This window comes from Nonomuraea sp. SYSU D8015 (assembly GCF_008065375.1).
Classification (GTDB): Bacteria; Actinomycetota; Actinomycetes; order Streptosporangiales; family Streptosporangiaceae; genus Nonomuraea.
Genome location: NZ_VJYI01000004.1, coordinates 556951 through 573728, shown reverse-complemented (window position 1 = coordinate 573728; position 16778 = coordinate 556951). Strand labels below are relative to the sequence as shown.

Below are 16778 nucleotides of genomic sequence, written 5' to 3'. Positions count from 1 at the left end.
CGCGCCGGCCGTGCTGCGGGCGGTGCTGGAGCCGGGCGAGGGGACCCATGCGCCGGCTAAAGAACCGTCATCTGACCCCCTCCTCTGGGTCGGGGAGACCGTCCTCTCGGCGTGCGAGGTCGTCCTCGTCCGGGAACGGCGGTTCCTGTGTCGGGTCCGTGTCGTCGGCAATGGATGGACATTCCAGGGCGGTGGATTCCGATGCCTTCCGATACGTGGTCGTTTGTTTGCGGAGGCGCCAGCCGTCCGGAGAGCGCTCGATGTAGCCTGCGGCCGCGAGGGCGCCCAGTGCGCTCAGGGTCGTGTCCAGGCCCAGGCCAGCCGCGACCGCTATGGACGCGGGGCCGGCGCCGCCCCGGGCGGGGACCGCGTCCAGAACTCTCTTCGTTGAGTCGTTGAGCCTGTCCCTCGGGACCGCAGGGGCTCGGGACTGCGGGGCCAGGTCGTCGCCTATGATACCGACGAGCTCGATCATCTCTTCGGGCGATGTGACGCATACCGCCTTGCGTTCGCGGAGGAGCCGATGGCAGCCGGCCGACATGCGCGAGGTGATCGGACCCGGGATGGCGGCCAGGTGCCTGTTGAGCGACAACGTGTGGCCGGCTGTATTGAGGGCGCCGCTGCGCAGCGCGGCCTCGACGACGACCGTGCCTCTCGCCAGGGCGGCTATCAGGCGGTTCCGTATGAGGAAGCGCGCCCGGGTGGGATGAACTCCTGGCGGGCATTCGCTGACCACCACGCCTTGGCCTCTGACGGCTGCGTAGAGGGTGTCGTGGCTGCTCGGGTAGCAGACGTCCACGCCGCATGCGAGGACCACGACCGTCGGTGAGTCGGACGCGAGTGCTCCCCGGTGGGCCGCGCTGTCCACCCCGAAGGCACCGCCCGACACCACGGTCCAGCCAGCCTCGCTGAGACCGACGCCGAACTCGGCAGCGATGTGCACGCCGTACGCGGTCGCGGACCGGGCGCCCACCACTGCCACCGATTTGAGGCAGGAGAAGCGGAGGTCCGCCGTGCCGTGAAGCCATAGGCCAAGGGGACGGCTGGGGCCCAGTTGGTCCAGTTGGGTGGGCCATTCCGGGCTGCCTGGGATGATCAGGCGCGCGCCGGACTTCTCTCCGGTCTCGAGGTCGGCGGCGGGGTTCGCCGCTGCCAGGCGGGCATGCCAGGCCTTCAGGCGGGCGGTCAGGTCGGGGGGACGCTCTTGCTGTGCCTCCTGGGCCACGAATTCCTCTGGAAGGGTGCGGGCGCGGATCGCTTCGACCGTGCCCACGGCTCCGTACTGGGCCACCAGGCGGCCCATGATCGCGTCGCCGACGTCCGCGGCCCGCATGAGCGCGGCTCTCGCCTCATGCTCAGGCCCGATCGCCCATGCTGTAGTCGGAGACGATCGCGGCACCGCCTCCTCTCCTGCCAGCCCTGCTGATCCCCTCGCCCCCGGCTCTGACTCCCCAGCCCTCGTCACCTGGAGCCTGGGCTTCATCGTTCCCGTCGCCTCGGGCCTGGACCTCATCGGTTCTGTCCCTCGGGCCAGGCCTTCATCGGTTCTCACCGAGGGCCGGGGCTTCATCGGCTCCCTCTCGCTGGGTCTGGGCCACGAGGGTTCCTCCTCCACCGATTCCGTCGCCACGGGCCCAGGCGCGATTGGCCCGACCACCGCAGGCTCCTCTACCGCAGGGCCCGCCACCACAACCCGTCCCACCGCAGGTTCCGCCACCGCAGGCCCTGCCGCCGCAGACCCCGTCACCGCAGGCCCCACCAGCGCACGTTCCTCTAGCGCAGGCCCCACCACCGCCTGCTCCGCCACCGCAGGCCCTGTCGCCGCAGGCCCTGTCGCCGCAGGCCCTGTCGCCGCAGGCCCTGTCATCGCTGCCCTCGGTGCCGTCGGGGGTGTCGGTGAGGAAGAAGGCACGACTGAGGGTGGGCTACGTCGAGCTGATTCGGCGTTGGGCGGTGGGGCCGGAGGTGTGCTTGGTGTGGTCTCCTGCGGCGAGCCGTCTGATGGCGATGGTGTGGGCGGCTGTGTGGCTCGCTCCCGGCGTGAGGGCATGGGGTGTCCGGTCATGGTGCCTTCAGGGTGATGGAGGTGCTTGGGCAGGGCTGTGGAAGGGGTGGCGGGGATCACGACGTCACCCCTAGCCAGAAGTGAAGGGCGGCGGTTGTTTCGTCCTCCTCGGGGCGGTCCTTGTCGGCGAGATCGGCCAACGTCCAGGACACGCGTACCGCGCGGTCCAGGCCGCGGGCCGTGAGCGTGCCTGAGTCCAGGCAGGACGTCATGGGTTTCATCGCTTCGGGGGACGGGCGGTAGTCGCTGTGGAGGAAGGATGAGGGGATTTCGGCGTTTGTTCGCCATGGGGTGCCGGCCAGGCGTTTGGCGGCTCGTTCGCGTGCGGCGAGGACGCGTTCGGCCACCGTCGCGCTGGATTCCGTGAACTGGCGGTCGGCCATGAGTTCGCGTCTCGAGGCGCGTACCACGGTGACCTTCATGTCGACGCGGTCGAGGAGCGGGCCCGAGAGCCTGCCGAGGTAGCGGCGCCTGACCGTGGGGGAACACCTGCAGTTTTCGCCCTGGTCCTCGGCTTGGGCGCACGGGCAGGGGTTCGCTGCCAGGACCAGCATGAATCTGGCCGGGAACGTGACCGAGCCGGCGGACCTGGACACGGTCACCCGGCCGGACTCGAGCGGCTGCCGCAGCGCGTCGAGGACGTGGCGGGGGAATTCTGGGGCTTCGTCCATGAACAAGACGCCTCGGTGGGCGAGTGAGACCGCACCCGGACGCACGATCGTGCTGCCTCCGCCGATGATCGCGGCGGCTGTCGCCGTGTGGTGCGGGCTGACGAACGGCGGCCGGCTCATCATGGGCGCGTTGGGCGGCAGGACGCCGGCGACCGAATGAATGGCCGTGACCTCCAGGGCGTGGTCGAGTTCGAGGTCCGGCAGGAGGGTGGGGAGGCGCTCCGCCAGCATGGTCTTGCCGGTGCCGGGTGGACCCAGCATCCACAGGTTGTGACCGCCTGCCGCGCACACCTCGAGCGCTCGGCGGGCGACCGGCTGGCCGACGACGTCCGCCAGGTCGACCGCGGGGTCGGTGGTGACCGTGGACGCCTCCAGCCCCTCGTCGACCTGCGGCTCGGGCACCTCGTCGCCCTTGCGGAGCCACTCGACCAGTTGGCGCAGGCTTCCCACCGGGATCACCTTCACGTCGGGAACCAGGGCCGCCTCCGCCGAGTTGGCCGAGGGGACGATGACCGTGGCGTCTCCGTGCTTCGCCGCGCCGAGGACGGAGGGCAGCACTCCGCGCACCGGCCTTATGCGCCCGTCGAGACCGAGCTCCCCCAGGAAGAACGGCTCCGCGATGCGCTCGGCGGGCACCACCCCGGCGGCACCCAGGATCGCCACCGCTATGGCCAGGTCGAACTGGGATCCGCGTTTGGGGAGGCTGGCCGGGAAGAGGCTGACGATGATGCGGGCGTCGGGCCATGGGTATGTGCTGTTGACCACGGCGGATCTGACGCGGTCGCGGGCCTCGCTGAGCGCCGTGTCGGGGAGGCCGATGAGGTGGATGCCCGCCAGGCCGTTGCCCACATCGGCCTCGATCTCGACACTGCGACCGGTGACGCCGACGAGGGCCACGCTGCGGGTGCGGGCCACCGCCATTCAGATCGCCCCCCGTACGTGGCGTAGCGCGAAGTCACCCGCGAAGCGCTCCAAGGCGATCACGTCCACCCGTACGGCGTCGAACGTGCGCGGTTGCGTGGACAGCCACGTGGCGGCGAGCATCCGGAGTCTGGCCAGCTTGGTGCGGCTCACCGACTCCAGGGCCGTGCCGTGGGATCTGCCCGATCGGGTTTTGACCTCGACGACGACCAGGTTGGGGCCTTCTTCGGCGATGATGTCGATCTCACCGTGGCGACAGCGCCAGTTTCGGTCGATGATTCTCATCCCCTCGGCCTCCAGGTATGTCACGGCGACTTGCTCGCCCTGTTTGCCGAGCTCGTCTTTCGCGGCCATGTGCCACCTCCGTCAGGTCCAGGTCGGGGTCCGGGTGCGAGTCCAGGTCCGATGCGATCCGGGAACCGACCTTTCCGCATGCGGGTGGCGGACATTGAGCCGAACGGGGTTCTGGGGATAGCGAGAACAGGGGGATGCGGATTGTGGATGAAGGACGCCATCAATGTGGCGGCACCGATGCCGATGGCGTCGCGGTAACGGCAGCGCATGGTGGCGGAGAAAGGCGGAGGCAGGCGGTCATCTGGCGGAAGGTCGGAGTGCTGGTGAACAGTCAGCTTCTCAGCGGAAGAGGGACGCAGGTGCAGACGGGGGCTGATGTGGGTCATGCCGCGTCGGGGCAGCACCTCATGGGAGGTGACGAGACCCGACCTGGGCGGGAGTGGCGGCGGGCAGCGGCCACGAGGGTGGTGTCCGTACGGAGCCCGTGGTCAACGCCGGGGCGAGCGCAAGCGGCGCGCCTACCACCTGACCCAGGCGGCGCCGGCGCGCCGATGGCTAGCCTGGCCGGCGACCGATCTGAGCCGGGGACCGGCCCGAACGGAGGCCAACCCGAACGCAGGCTGAAACGGGCGGAGACCAAAACACGCGGAGGCCGAAACGCACGGAGGCCGGCCCGAACGGAGGCCGAAGCGGGCGGAGGCCAACCAGAACGGAGGCCGAAACGGGCGGCGCCGCCTGACGGCCGCCCAAATGAGAAAACCATGCGAAGTGAGGCGAACCCACCGAAAAACTGCGAGCCGCGAAGCACGCTCCAGGTCTCCAACCCCCGAGCCCAGACGCGCCACCCCAGCCCGCGACCGTCCGCCGACCGATCGACAGACGGACCCGTCTACCCGGAGAACCCTTCCTTGGGCATCTCGAGATCGGCCTTGGCCAGCTCCTCCACGTTTACATCCTTAAACGTGACCACGCGTACGTTCTTCACGAATCGCGCCGGCCGATACATGTCCCACACCCAGGCGTCCTGCATCTTCACATCGAAGAAGACGTCGCCGTTCTCCGCGGTACGGACGTCGAGATCGACCGAGTTGGTCAGATAGAACCGCCGCTCAGTCTCCACGACGTATGTGAACAAACCGACGACATCACGGTATTCGCGGTAAAGCTGCAGCTCCATCTCGGTTTCGTACTTTTCGAGATCCTCTGCGCTCATCGCGGTCCTCCTGTCGTACCGGTCCCCCGGCTTGCCTGCTCAGGCAACCCCGGCCCCCATTTCATTCTCACCCATCTCCCTGGCCACCGTGACGAAGGAGTAACGGTGGTCGGGACACGGGCCATGCGTTTCCAGCGCCAGCCGGTGCCCCGGGGTGACATACCCCTTGTGGTCGGCGAAGCCGTACTGAGGGAAGCGCTCGTCGAGCGCGACCATCAGGCGGTCCCTCGTCACCTTGGCCACGATGGACGCGGCCGCCACGCACGCGGCCACCTGGTCCCCCTTCCACACGGCGAGCGACGGCGCGGGCAGCCCCGGCACCGGGAAGCCATCGGTCAAGATGTACTCCGGGTCACATGGCAACTGTGCGACAGCGCGCCGCATTCCTGAAACGTTGCACTTGTGAAGACCTTTGGCGTCGATCTCCCCCGGCGGGATGATCACGATACCTATGTGGGAGACACGCGTGATCTTGTCGTAGAGGATCTCGCGCACCGCCGGGGTGAGCAGCTTCGAGTCGCCGAGGCCGTCGATCTCCTTGCGCAGGATGACGGCCGCGACCACCAGCGGCCCCGCGCAGGCGCCGCGGCCGGCCTCGTCGACGCCGGCGATCGGGGTGAGGCCGCGGCGCGCCAGCGCCCGCTCATAGGCGTAGAGTCCGGAATCGCGCCGGACGACGCTCGGTCGAGGGCGGAACGCAACTGTCATGACAGAGGCAGCGTACGCCCCATTTGCCGCAGCCCGCGACCGAAACCCTCCTCTACTTGACCTTGTCGAAAGTGTCGGGACGGGAGAACAGATAGCCGCGGTTCAGCGGCCAGTAACGCACAACGGCCTTGCCGATCACCGCGTCTTCCGAGATGAAGCCCTTACCGGGCTCCTCCATGTGGGCCCGGGAGTCGGCCGAGGCGCTGCGGTGGTCGCCCATCAGCCACAGCTTCCCCGCGGGCACCGTGACGTCGAAATTATCGCCCGAAGCGAAATCGCCGGGGTAGAGGTAGGACTTCTCATCCAGCGGCGTGCCGTTGACGGTGATGCGCTTCTGGGCGTCGCAGCACTTGACGCGGTCGCCCCCGACGCCGATGACCCGCTTGATGGTGTCCTCGCCGTTCCAGCCCTTGAACACCACGATGTCGCCGCGCTCGGGCTTGCCCGCGAGCTTGTTGACGAACACGCGGTCGTTGATCAACAGGGTGTTCTCCATCGACTCCGACGGAATGTAGAACGAGCCGACCACGAACGCCTGCAGCAGCAGCGCGATGCCCACGCCCATGACGAGCAGCAGCACCGTCTCGCGGAAGCCGCCCTTCTTCTTCTCTTTCCCCACGCCCTCCGCCTTCTTGGTGACGGCCATCAACGCCTCCTTTTCAGCCAGCGCCGACGGACCAGGACCAAGGGTACGGCCAGCCCGAACCCGGCGACCAACGGCACCGACCCCCCGAGCGCCTGGAGCGCGGGCTGGGCGAACGTCGCGGGGATGTCGATGACATCGGCCCTGTCGAACGGCCAGACGATCACGAACGCCCGCCCGATGACCTGGCCTTCGGGTATGGAGCCACCGCCCGGGTCACCGGTATGGGAGCGCGAGTCGAGCGAGACCGACCGGTGGTCGCCCATCACCCACAACCGCCCGGGCGGCACGGTGATGTCGAAGAACCTGTCGGAGGGCACGTTGCCCGGATAGAGATAGCTCTCCTCGTCGATGGGCGTGCCGTTGACCGTGATGCGCCCCTTCGAGTCGCAGCACTTGACGTGGTCGCCGCCCACGCCGATGACCCGCTTGATGTAGTCCTTCTCGCCGGGCACGATGCCGAACGCCGTGCCGACCCACCGGAAGAACGCCGCGACCGGGTTGGACGGCTCCTCCAGCTGGAACTCACCGTCCCAGGAATCGACGCCGGAGAACACCACCACGTCGCCCCGCTCGATGTCGCGCGTGTGGTAGACGAGCTTGTTGACCAGGACCCTGTCGTTTTTGAGCAGGGTGTTCTCCATCGACTCCGACGGGATGTAGAACGCCTGGACCACGAACGTCTTGATGATCAGTGCCAGCACCAGGGCCACAACAATGAGAACGGGAAGCTCTTTCCAGAACGACCCCTTCTTCTCCTTGTTGTCTTTCTTCGCACCCTTGGCCGGCTTCTGAGTCTCTTCCGCGACCACGTCCACCTCGTCCTCGACAGGGCGGCGCGCCGCGCCGTGCTCCTGGCTCTCGCTAGTCATCGCTGACGAGCCTAGATGATGGATCGGCTCGACAAGCCTGGACCGACGTTACACCCACGCACGAGTCGCTCCACATAAAGGAAACGCCGCCGTAAAACCGAATGGCCCGTGCGGGGCACGGGCCACAGGTGAGAACGAAGGCTACTTCGCGGCGGTCGTCTCGCGCTTCTCGCGGATGCGGGCGGCCTTGCCGCGCAGGTCGCGCATGTAGTAGAGCTTGGCCCGGCGCACGTCGCCGCGGGTCGCGAGCACGATCTTCTCGATGACCGGGCTGTGCACGGGGAAGGTGCGCTCGACGCCGACGCCGTAGCTCACCTTGCGGACGGTGAAGGTCTCGCGGGCGCCGCTGCCCTGACGGCGCAGCACGAAGCCCTTGAAGACCTGGATACGGGAGCGGTTGCCTTCGACGACTCGTACGTGAACCTCGAGCGTGTCACCGGGGCGGAAATCCGGCACGTCGCTGCGCAGGGTCGCCTTCTCGAGCTCCTGGATCTTCGTGTGCATGAGAGCTGTCCTCAAGTCCTCGTGAGCACGCGGAGGTCCACCCGGCCGAAGCTCGCGGCGGACGCGCTTGCTGATGTGATGAACCCGGAACCGTTTCCCGGGCATGACAGACCAACCAAATCATGGTTGGCAGCGATTCAGTTTGCCATATCTTCGGGAGCGATGCGAAACGACAGCTCCTCCAGGAGCTTCTTGTCGTGCTTGTCGAGCGTCTCGGGGTCGATCGCCGCCACCAGCTCGGGCCGGTTACGCAGGGTGCGGCGCAGCGCCTCGTCCCGCCGCCACCTGGCGACCTTCCCGTGGTGCCCGGACAGCAGCACCGCGGGCACCTCGTGGCCCCGCCAGACGGGCGGCTTGGTGTAGACGGGGCCCTCGACCAGGTTGCGCATGGACCCGGGCGCGAACGAGTCGTCCACGGCCGACTGGGCGTTGCCCAGCACGCCGGGCAGCAGCCTGCCGATGGCCTCCACCATGACCAGCACCGCGACCTCGCCGCCGGCCAGCACGTAGTCGCCGATGCTGACCTCGTCCACCCGCAGCCGCGTGGAGTATTCGGCCATGACCCGCGAGTCGATGCCCTCGTAGCGCCCGCACGCGAACAGCAGCCACGGCTCACCCGCGAGCTCCTGCGCGAGCTCCTGGGTGAAGGGCCGGCCGCTGGGCGTCGGCACGATCATCCGCGGCGTGCCGTCACCGATCACCTCGTCGATGGCCTCGCCCCACACCTCGGGCTTCATGACCATGCCGGGACCTCCGCCGTACGGCGTGTCGTCCACGGTCTTGTGCACGTCGTGGGTCCAGTCGCGCAGCTGGTGCACCCGTACGTCGAGCGTGCCGCGCTCACGTGCCTTGCCGATCAGCGACACGTCGAGGGGCGCGAAGTACTCCGGGAAGATGGAGATGATGTCGAGCCGCATCACAGCAGGCCCTCCGGCGGATCGACGACCAGCCGGCCTCCCGCCAGGTCGACCTCGGGCACCAGGGCCTTGACGAACGGGATGAGAGCCTCTTCCTGGCCCTTGCGGCGCACCACGAGCAGGTCCTGGCCGTGGTGGAGAACGTCCTCCACCTCGCCGACCGGGTCGCCGGAGACCGTCTCCACCGCCAGGCCGATGAGCTGGTGGTCGTGGAACTCGTCGGGGTCGTCGGGCGGCTCGACGTCGGCCGAGTCGATGACCAGCATGGTGCCCCGCAGGTCCCCGGCCACGTCGCGATCGCTCACGCCCTCGAACGCCACCAGCAGCATGCCCTTGTGCCAGCGGCGGCCGGCGACGACGAGCGGCCCCCTGCCGGCGGGGTCCGTCGCGATCGACGTGCCGACGGCGAAGCGCCGCTCGGGCTCGTCGGTGCGCACCTCCACGGTCACTTCACCGCGTACCCCGTGCGGACGGCCGATCCGGCCGACGACCAACTGCACGTGAATGTGCCCTTTCTAACGCAAGCGCCCCCATCGGTCAGCGAACCGATGAGGGCGCGGAAACCTGACGCTAACGGACTGCCTCATGCAGGTCGAGCAGGTCGACCCGCACGTACTTCCCGTCGGCCAGGGCGTTCACGACCGTGCGCAGCGCCTTGGCGGTGCGCCCGCCGCGTCCGATGACCTTGCCCAGGTCCTCGGGGTGCACCCGGACCTCCAGGACGCGCCCGCTGCGAATGCGGCGTGCGCGGACCCGGACATCGTCTGGATGTTCGACGATGCCCTTCACGAGGTGCTCGAGAGCCTCCTCGAGCACGTCAGGCCTCGCCCTCGGTCGGGGTCTCGGCGGGGGCCTCGGCCTCTTCCTTCTTCTTCGACCGCTTCGGCGTGGTGGCGGCCGTGCCGGTGTCGCCACCGGACAGCGCCTCCTTGGCCGCGGTCTCGTAGAGGGCGTGACGGTCGGGCTTGGGCTCGGCGACCTTGAGCGGCGCCGGAGCCGGCTCGCCCTTGAACTTCTGCCAGTCGCCGGTGAGCTTCAGCAGCTTCAGCACCGGCTCGGTCGGCTGCGCGCCGACCCCCAGCCAGTAGGCCGCACGCTCAGCGTTGACCTCGATGCGCGAAGGCTCTTCCTTCGGGTGGTACAGGCCGATCTCCTCGATCGCCCGGCCGTCACGCTTGGTGCGGCTGTCGGCGACGACGATACGGTATTGAGCGTTGCGGATCATGCCGAGCCGCTTGAGCTTGATCTTGACTGCCACGGGTGTGGTCTCTCCTGCATTCGAGCGTGGGTGAGCGGCGTCTCGCCGAGTGGGGCACGGCTGAACGACGCTCCAGGGACAGACGCGGCCGGCGGGAGATGAGAGGGCACCCGCCGGGTCACGGTGTTCCAACATGCCATTGTGCCAGATCGACGCCACTGCCTTCGACCTCACGCGGAAGCCCGCTGCAAAGCCTCGGCAACGATCCGGCGCACACGCCTCGCCAGGGGCGTCCGGCACATGCGGCCGGGCAATACGGTGACAGCCGACAGATCCACTGGACGCGGGCAGCACGCCCCACCGGGGCAGGCCATCGAAGCGGCGGCGTGCTACGCGAGCGAGCGCGAGCCGACGAGCGCGAGCCGACGAGCGCGGCCTGCCGGAGCACGGACTGTCGCCGCACAAAGCCGCAGAGCACGCACGCCGAAACGGCGGGCCCGGGCGAGGCCCCGCACGGCCCTGCAGAGCGCGGCCCGTCCCAGCAGGAGCAGGTGCGGGGCGGGGCGGTCTACTTCTGGCCGGGCAGCTTCAGCTTGGAGGGGTCGAAGCCGGGCGGCAGCTCCATGCCCGGAGGCAGCTTGCCGTGCAGGTTGCCCAGCATCCCGCCCTGCTTGGGCTGCTGCCCCGAGCCGTCGGCGGACGCCGTCTTCTCCAGGGCCGCCTTGCGCGGGTCGCCGCTGACGCGCCGCCCCTTCTTGTTCTTCTTCTGGGCCTTGGCCGCCTTGCCCCGGCCACCCGGCATGCCGGGGATGCCCATCCCACCGGCCATCCGCTTCATCATCTTCTGTGCCTCGAAGAAGCGGGTGACCAGGTTGCTGACGGCGCTGACGGTGACGCCGGAGCCGGCGGCGATGCGCGCCCGCCGCGACCCGTTGATGATCTTCGGGTCCTGGCGCTCGGCCGGCGTCATGGAGCGGATGATCGCGGCGATGCGGTCGAGGTCGCGGTCGTCGATCGCGTTGAGCTGGTCGCGCATCTGCCCCATGCCGGGCATCATGCCGAGCAGGTTCTTGATGGGCCCCATCTTCTGGACCATCATCATCTGCTCGAGGAAGTCTTCCAGCGTGAAGCTCTCGCCCGAGGTGAGCTTGCCCGCCATCTTGGCGGCCTGCTCCTCGTCGAACGTCTTCTGCGCCTGCTCGATCAGGGTGAGGATGTCACCCATGTCGAGGATGCGGGACGCCATCCGGTCGGGGTGGAAGGCGTCGAAGTCTTCCAGCTTCTCGCCCGTCGACGCGAACATGATCGGCCGGCCGGTGATGTGCCTGACCGACAGCGCGGCGCCGCCCCGGGCGTCGCCGTCGAGCTTGGTCAGCACGACGCCGTCAAAGCCGACGCCCTCCATGAACGCCTGCGCCGTGGTGACGGCGTCCTGGCCGATCATGGCGTCGACCACGAACAGGACCTCGTCGGGCTGGACCGCGTCGCGGATGTCGGCGGCCTGCTTCATCATCTCCTGGTCGATGCCCAGGCGGCCGGCGGTGTCGATGACGACGATGTCGTGATTCAGGCGCTTGGCCTCGTCGATCGACGTGCGGGCGACCCCGATCGGGTCGCCCACGCCGTTGCCCGGCTCGGGCGCGTAGACGGCGACCTGGGCGCGCTCGCCCACGACCTGGAGCTGCTGGACGGCGTTGGGGCGCTGGAGGTCGGCGGCGACCAGCATGGGCGCGTGCCCCTGCTCGCGCAGCCACTTGGCCAGCTTGCCGGCCAGCGTGGTCTTACCGGCGCCCTGCAGACCCGCGAGCATGATGACGGTCGGCGGCGTCTTGGCGAAGCGGAGCCTGCGGGTCTCGCCGCCGAGGATCTCGATCAGCTCGTCATTGACGATCTTGACGACCTGCTGCGCCGGGTTGAGCGCCTGGGAGACCTCGGCGCCGCGGGCGCGCTCCTTGACCTGGGCGACGAACGCCTTGACCACCGGGAGCGCGACATCGGCCTCCAGCAGGGCGATGCGGATCTCCCGGGTGGTGGCGTCGATGTCGGCATCGGACAGCCGGCCCTTGGATCGGAGGGAGGAGAAAACCGATGTGAGGCGGTCGGAAAGCGTCTCGAACACGTGGTTGGCCAGTCCTCGAAGCGAATGAACGTCTAAGACTCCAGCCTATCCGCTCTCCTAGCCGCTCCAGCCTGGCACGGCCATCCGGACTGTGAGCGCGTGCTCGACGAGGTTGATGAGCGCGCCCTTGACCGAGTCCTTCGAGCGGGCGTCGAGCCGCACCATCGGGATGTGCGGCGCCAAGGTCAGAGCGTCGCGGACCTCGGCGTCGCTGTGCGGGTACTGCCCGTCCCATCCGTTGACGCCCACGATGAACGGCAGCTGGGCCTCCTCGAAATAGTCGATGGCCGGGAAGCTGTCGGCCAGGCGCCGGGTGTCGACGAGGACGACGGCCCCGATGGCGCCACGCACCAGGTCGTCCCACATGAACCAGAAGCGGTGCTGCCCGGGCGTGCCGAACAAGTACAGGATCAGGTCGCGGTCCAGCGACACGCGGCCGAAGTCCATGGCCACGGTCGTGGTCGACTTCAGCGGCGTCATGCCCAGGTCGTCGATGCCGGCGGAGGCGTCGGTCATGACGGCCTCCGTGGTCAACGGCATGATCTCCGACACCGCGCCGACGAACGTCGTCTTGCCGACGCCGAACCCCCCGGCCACGACGATCTTCGTCGAGGTGAGGCCGGGGCTAGAGCCTGCGAAGTCCACTGAGCACCCTTTCCAGCAGGTTGACGTCCGGCCTACCCGCATCCAGCTGCGGCTGGTGCACTCGTACGAGGCCCTCCGCCGCCATGTCCGCGATCAGAACGCGCACCACGCCGAGCGGGATCCGCAGCAGCGCCGACACTTCCGCCACCGATCTGACCTGGAGGCAGAGCTGGCTGATCGCCTTGTACTCGGGCGTGATGTGTGAGAACTCCCTGTGCTCGGCGGTCGCGGACGAGACCAGGGCCTCCATCGCCAGCTTGACCTTGGGCGCGGTGCGCCCGCCCGTGACGGCGTAGGGCCGCACCGGCGAGGCCGGCTCCGAGGTGGGGGGCGGAGACGGTGGCGGCTCCCATCCACCGCTGTTCCAACCGCCGCTGTTCCAGCCCCCGCTGTTCCAGTTCGTCACCTGAATCACCTGGTCTGGCTGGCGCGCAGCTCCGCGCGCACAGCCGGGGTCAGCACCTGACCGGCGCGGTCCACCATCAGCGTCATCTGGTACGCGACCAGACCCATGTCGCAGTCCGGCGCCGCCAGGACCGCCAGGCACGAGCCGTCGCTGATCGCCATGATCAGCATGAGCCCGCGCTGCATCTCCACGATCGTCTGGTTGACCGCACCGCCCTCGAACACCCGGGCGGCCCCCTGCGTCAGGCTCACCAGACCCGACGCGATGGCGGCCAGTTGGTCGGCCCGGTCGGCCGGGAAGCCGGCCGACGCCGCCAGCGGCAGCCCGTCGGACGAGACGACCACCGCGTGCGCGACCCCTGGAACGGTACTGACGAAGTCGGTGATTAACCAGTCAACCCCGCGTGCCGCGTGGCTCAGGTCATTCACGCGCCCCCCTCCCTACTGTTATTCCTGGGGCCGGACCCGTAGGTCCTGCCCTCGCTGATGTCGTCGCGTGCGGCTCTGAAGCCCTGCTGGAAGCTCGAGAGCCGGCTGCGCACCCGGTCGGGCGAGATCGCCGGCATGGGCGCGACACCCTTCGGGGCCGAGACGGCTTCGGCGGAGCCGGGCACCAGGTTGGCCTTGGGCACCCGCTTGGGCAGCCCCGAGGCGGTGGCCCCGTCCCGCACCGGCTCCACGACGGCCTCGGCGGCGCTCCAGCCGGCGTCGGCCTTGGCCGATCCCCACGTGGCGCCGTTGTCGGTGTTGTGGTCGAACCAGGCGGACTCCACCGAGGCGAAGATCGGCAGGTACTCGTCGCCGGCCGAGGCGGGCTTGACCGCGGGAATGGGCCCCGTCGCCGCGGACTCGGTCTCGGGGAAGTCGTAACGCTGCGACGAGGCGGCCGGCTGCTGCGGCTCGGGGCCGCGCGTCCCGGTGCCCGGCTCCTCGGGCGGAGCGCCCCGCCGGGGCAGGACGGCGTCTCCCGTCATGGGCCCGCGCGAGGACACCCACACGTCGGAGGAGGGGGCGGCGTTGTCGGCCATCCAGTTGCGGCCGCCGAGCTCGGCGTTGCGGCCGCCGAGCTCGGCGGGGCGCTGCGGCACCGAGGACCAGGGGGCGCTCGGCGCCGGCTCCGACGGGTACGACTCGTAGGACGGGTGCCCGGGGCCCGGCTGGTAGCCCGTGGCCGGCCACGCGGCTGCGGCGGTCGCGGGCTGCGGCGCGGCGAACGACTCCTGCCGGGCGGCGCCGGTGTTCGCGGCGGGCGCGGAGCCCGCGAACGACGGGGTCTGCGCGCCGAGCAGGGATTCGGGGATGAGCACCATGGCGGTCAGGCCGCCGGAGCCGTGCGGCCGCAGCTGCACCCGGATGCCGTGCCGGTGGGCCAGCCTCGCGACCACGAACAGGCCCATGCGGCGCGAGACCGAGACGTCGACGGTGGGCGCCTCCATCAGGCGCTGGTTGGCCTGGGCCAGCTCCTCGGCGGTCATGCCGATGCCGGAGTCGCTGATGGACAGCATGATGCCGCCGCCGTCGATCCTGCTGCCGGAGACCGGGACGCGGGTCTCGCGCGGGGAGAACGACAGGGCGTTCTCGATCAGCTCGGCGAGCAGGTGGATGATGTCGTTGACGGCCTGGCCGGCGATGGAGACGCCCTCGGGCACCTCCAGCACGACGCGCTCGTAGTTCTCGACCTCCGACAGCGAGGCGCGGGCGACGTCCACGAGCTTGACGGGCTGGCTCCAGCGGCGCGGCGGCTCCTGCCCGGCGAGGACCAGCAGGTTCTCGCTGTTGCGGCGCATACGGGTGGCCAGGTGGTCGAGCTTGAACAGGTTGCCGAGCCGCTGCTCGTCCTGCTCGCCCTGCTCGAGGCCGTCGATGAGGGTGATCTGCCGTTCGACCAGGGTCTGGCTGCGACGGGACAGGTTCACGAACATCGCGTTGACGTTGCTCCGGAGCCTGGACTCCTCACCGGCCAGGCGTACGGCCTCGCGGTGGACCTCGTCGAAGGCGCGGGCCACTTCACCGATCTCGTCCTTGGAGTTGATCTCGATGGGCGGCACGTGGAGCTGTTCGGGGGTGACGTCGGTGTTGCGCAGCTGGCGGACCAGATCGGGCAGGGTGTGACCGGCGATCTTGAGTGCGTCACCGCGCAGGCGCCGGAGCGGCCGGACGAGGGAGCTCGCCATGACGGCGGTGATCGCGAGGACCAGGAGCAGCAGGGCGGCGACGATGCCGATGTTGACCGCGGCGAGCTGCCGGTCGGCGCTGGCGAGGTCGGCGCTGCGGGTGGCCACCTGGTCCCCGAGCGACTTCTGGACCTGGTGGAGCCGGTCGACGGTCTCGCTGCTGGCCTCGAACCAGGTGTCGGCGTCCTTGTTGTCGGCGGGGTCGAGCCTGCGCAGGTACTGCTCCCTGGCGGCGTTCGACGCGGCGCCGGCGGCGGTGTTGTGCAGCAGCACGGCGCGGGCGATGAAGAGCTCGGCGCGGGCGATCTTGCCGCTGGTGACGGTGTTGTCGAACGCCTGCCGCTGAGTCAGCGAGGCGACGGCGTAGAAGGAGTCCCGCTCACTGACGCGCCGGGAGGTGGCGTCGAGGAACGCCTGGAACTCGTTCTGGTCGAAGGACCCTTTGACGAGGCCGATCGTCAGGAGCGCGCGCTGCTTGGACGCCTCTTCCTCGGCCCGGGCGACGGCGCGCAGGCCGGCGCTGGTGGCGATCAGCTCCTCGTCCGTGGCGCCCTGGGCGACCTCGTCGAACAGCTGGAGCATCTCGGCGATGGTCTCGGTGTACTTCTCCATCGTCGGCAGGGGCGGCAGCTGCGAGCCCGCCCCCGACACCGTCTGGCGCAGCGAGCCCAGCTGGTTGAGCCGGACCCTGATGCGGTCGAGGTTCCTGCGGCCGATGTCGGACAGCGACGGCTGGACCGTCTGCGCGGTCGCCAGGACGCGCTTGGCGTTGACGTCGACGATCTCCTGCTGCTCGGTGTACCGCTCTCTGTCGGCCGCCGACCGGTTGGAGGCGGCGTAGCGGGCGGCCAGGTCGCGCTCCAGGCCCAGGTCGCGGGCGAGTTCGCCGAACTGGCCGACCAGCCTGCCGACCTCGCCGATGACCTGGTACTGCTCCGCGCTGCCGATCGAGCTGGTGACGCGCAGGCCTCCGAAGACGACTGCCACGATCGTGGGAACGGCGATGAGAGCGATGAGGCGGGTGCGTACACGCCAGTTACGCAACGCGAGCGGACTGCCCGCCTTGGGCAGCGTCACCTCCGGCACCGCGCCGTCCACCGGCTTTTCGGGCACGTCCGGAGCCCTACCACGACCGGGGTCGGTCGTTGTTGTCCTCACTGGTGGCAACCTCTCGCCATGGCCTGCTTCAGGGGGTCTCAGCGGCTTCGTCCAAGGGACGAGTGATCGCAGGCAAGTTCGAGGCCCAATTTGAGCACAAACCTCATAGTTCAGCCAACGCCTCGACCGTATTCAACCGTTCCAACCCACACATTGTTCACCTTGCAAACCCGCGAACACGGAGCGCAACCGGACCACCAAGTCAGACATATAGCAGTAAACCACTCTTTGTCCACATATTTACGTCTATAGTCGTTATCTGTCATCTTCA

General features: G+C 69.1%; 17 protein-coding genes. All 17 read right to left on the bottom strand.

The genetic code is table 11. The features are described 5' to 3' along the window. Positions 1–67: 67 nt before the first annotated feature. Entirely contained in the window at positions 68–1483 is a 1416-nt protein-coding gene (gene dprA, locus ID574_RS21985) for a DNA-processing protein DprA (RefSeq protein ID WP_223166938.1), read from the bottom strand. Positions 1484–2121: 638 nt separating this feature from the next. Next, entirely contained in the window at positions 2122–3657 is a 1536-nt protein-coding gene (locus tag ID574_RS21980) for a YifB family Mg chelatase-like AAA ATPase (protein WP_188190794.1), read from the bottom strand. Beyond that, positions 3658–4011 (bottom strand): YraN family protein, encoded by a 354-nt coding sequence (locus tag ID574_RS21975; RefSeq protein WP_188190793.1) that lies wholly within the window; start codon positions 4009–4011, stop codon positions 3658–3660. A gap of 829 nt (positions 4012–4840) precedes the next feature. After that, positions 4841–5164, bottom strand: a complete 324-nt coding sequence (locus tag ID574_RS21970) for a DUF2469 domain-containing protein (RefSeq protein WP_026215037.1) — start codon at positions 5162–5164, stop codon at positions 4841–4843. 39 nt (positions 5165–5203) lie between these two features. After that, entirely contained in the window at positions 5204–5872 is a 669-nt protein-coding gene (locus ID574_RS21965; RefSeq protein WP_188190792.1) for a ribonuclease HII, read from the bottom strand. A 52-nt stretch (positions 5873–5924) separates the two neighbouring features. Then, positions 5925–6518, bottom strand: a complete 594-nt coding sequence (gene lepB / locus ID574_RS21960) for a signal peptidase I (protein WP_188190791.1) — start codon at positions 6516–6518, stop codon at positions 5925–5927. Further along, positions 6518–7387 (bottom strand): signal peptidase I, encoded by an 870-nt coding sequence (gene lepB, locus ID574_RS21955; RefSeq protein ID WP_188190790.1) that lies wholly within the window; start codon positions 7385–7387, stop codon positions 6518–6520. The genes lepB (ID574_RS21960) and lepB (ID574_RS21955) overlap by 1 nt, the downstream gene beginning before the upstream one ends. Before the next feature lie 141 nt (positions 7388–7528). Further along, positions 7529–7891, bottom strand: coding sequence for a 50S ribosomal protein L19 (gene rplS / locus ID574_RS21950; RefSeq protein WP_188190789.1), 363 nt, complete (start codon positions 7889–7891; stop codon positions 7529–7531). 137 nt (positions 7892–8028) lie between these two features. Beyond that, positions 8029–8808: a tRNA (guanosine(37)-N1)-methyltransferase TrmD gene (gene trmD, locus ID574_RS21945; protein WP_188190788.1), complete on the bottom strand. Its 780-nt coding sequence runs from the start codon at positions 8806–8808 to the stop codon at positions 8029–8031. Further along, entirely contained in the window at positions 8808–9308 is a 501-nt protein-coding gene (gene rimM / locus ID574_RS21940) for a ribosome maturation factor RimM (RefSeq protein ID WP_188190787.1), read from the bottom strand. The genes trmD and rimM overlap by 1 nt, the downstream gene beginning before the upstream one ends. A 70-nt stretch (positions 9309–9378) precedes the next feature. After that, positions 9379–9624 (bottom strand): RNA-binding protein, encoded by a 246-nt coding sequence (locus ID574_RS21935; RefSeq protein ID WP_043634919.1) that lies wholly within the window; start codon positions 9622–9624, stop codon positions 9379–9381. A 1-nt stretch (position 9625) separates the two neighbouring features. Further along, positions 9626–10066, bottom strand: a complete 441-nt coding sequence (gene rpsP, locus ID574_RS21930; protein WP_188190786.1) for a 30S ribosomal protein S16 — start codon at positions 10064–10066, stop codon at positions 9626–9628. 508 nt (positions 10067–10574) lie between these two features. Continuing rightward, positions 10575–12125, bottom strand: coding sequence for a signal recognition particle protein (gene ffh / locus ID574_RS21925; RefSeq protein ID WP_188190785.1), 1551 nt, complete (start codon positions 12123–12125; stop codon positions 10575–10577). Between the two features lie 57 nt (positions 12126–12182). Then, complete coding sequence (locus ID574_RS21920; RefSeq protein ID WP_188190784.1) at positions 12183–12770, bottom strand: GTP-binding protein; 588 nt, start codon at positions 12768–12770, stop codon at positions 12183–12185. Then, positions 12751–13176: a DUF742 domain-containing protein gene (locus ID574_RS21915; RefSeq protein WP_442939316.1), complete on the bottom strand. Its 426-nt coding sequence runs from the start codon at positions 13174–13176 to the stop codon at positions 12751–12753. The genes ID574_RS21920 and ID574_RS21915 overlap by 20 nt, the downstream gene beginning before the upstream one ends. A 5-nt stretch (positions 13177–13181) precedes the next feature. After that, a complete protein-coding gene (locus ID574_RS21910) occupies positions 13182–13604 on the bottom strand; it encodes a roadblock/LC7 domain-containing protein (protein ID WP_188190783.1) in 423 nt (140 codons plus the stop codon). Further along, entirely contained in the window at positions 13601–16462 is a 2862-nt protein-coding gene (locus ID574_RS21905; RefSeq protein ID WP_223166937.1) for a sensor histidine kinase, read from the bottom strand. Before ID574_RS21905 ends, ID574_RS21910 begins: the two co-directional genes overlap by 4 nt. Between the last annotated feature and the right edge of the window lie 316 nt (positions 16463–16778).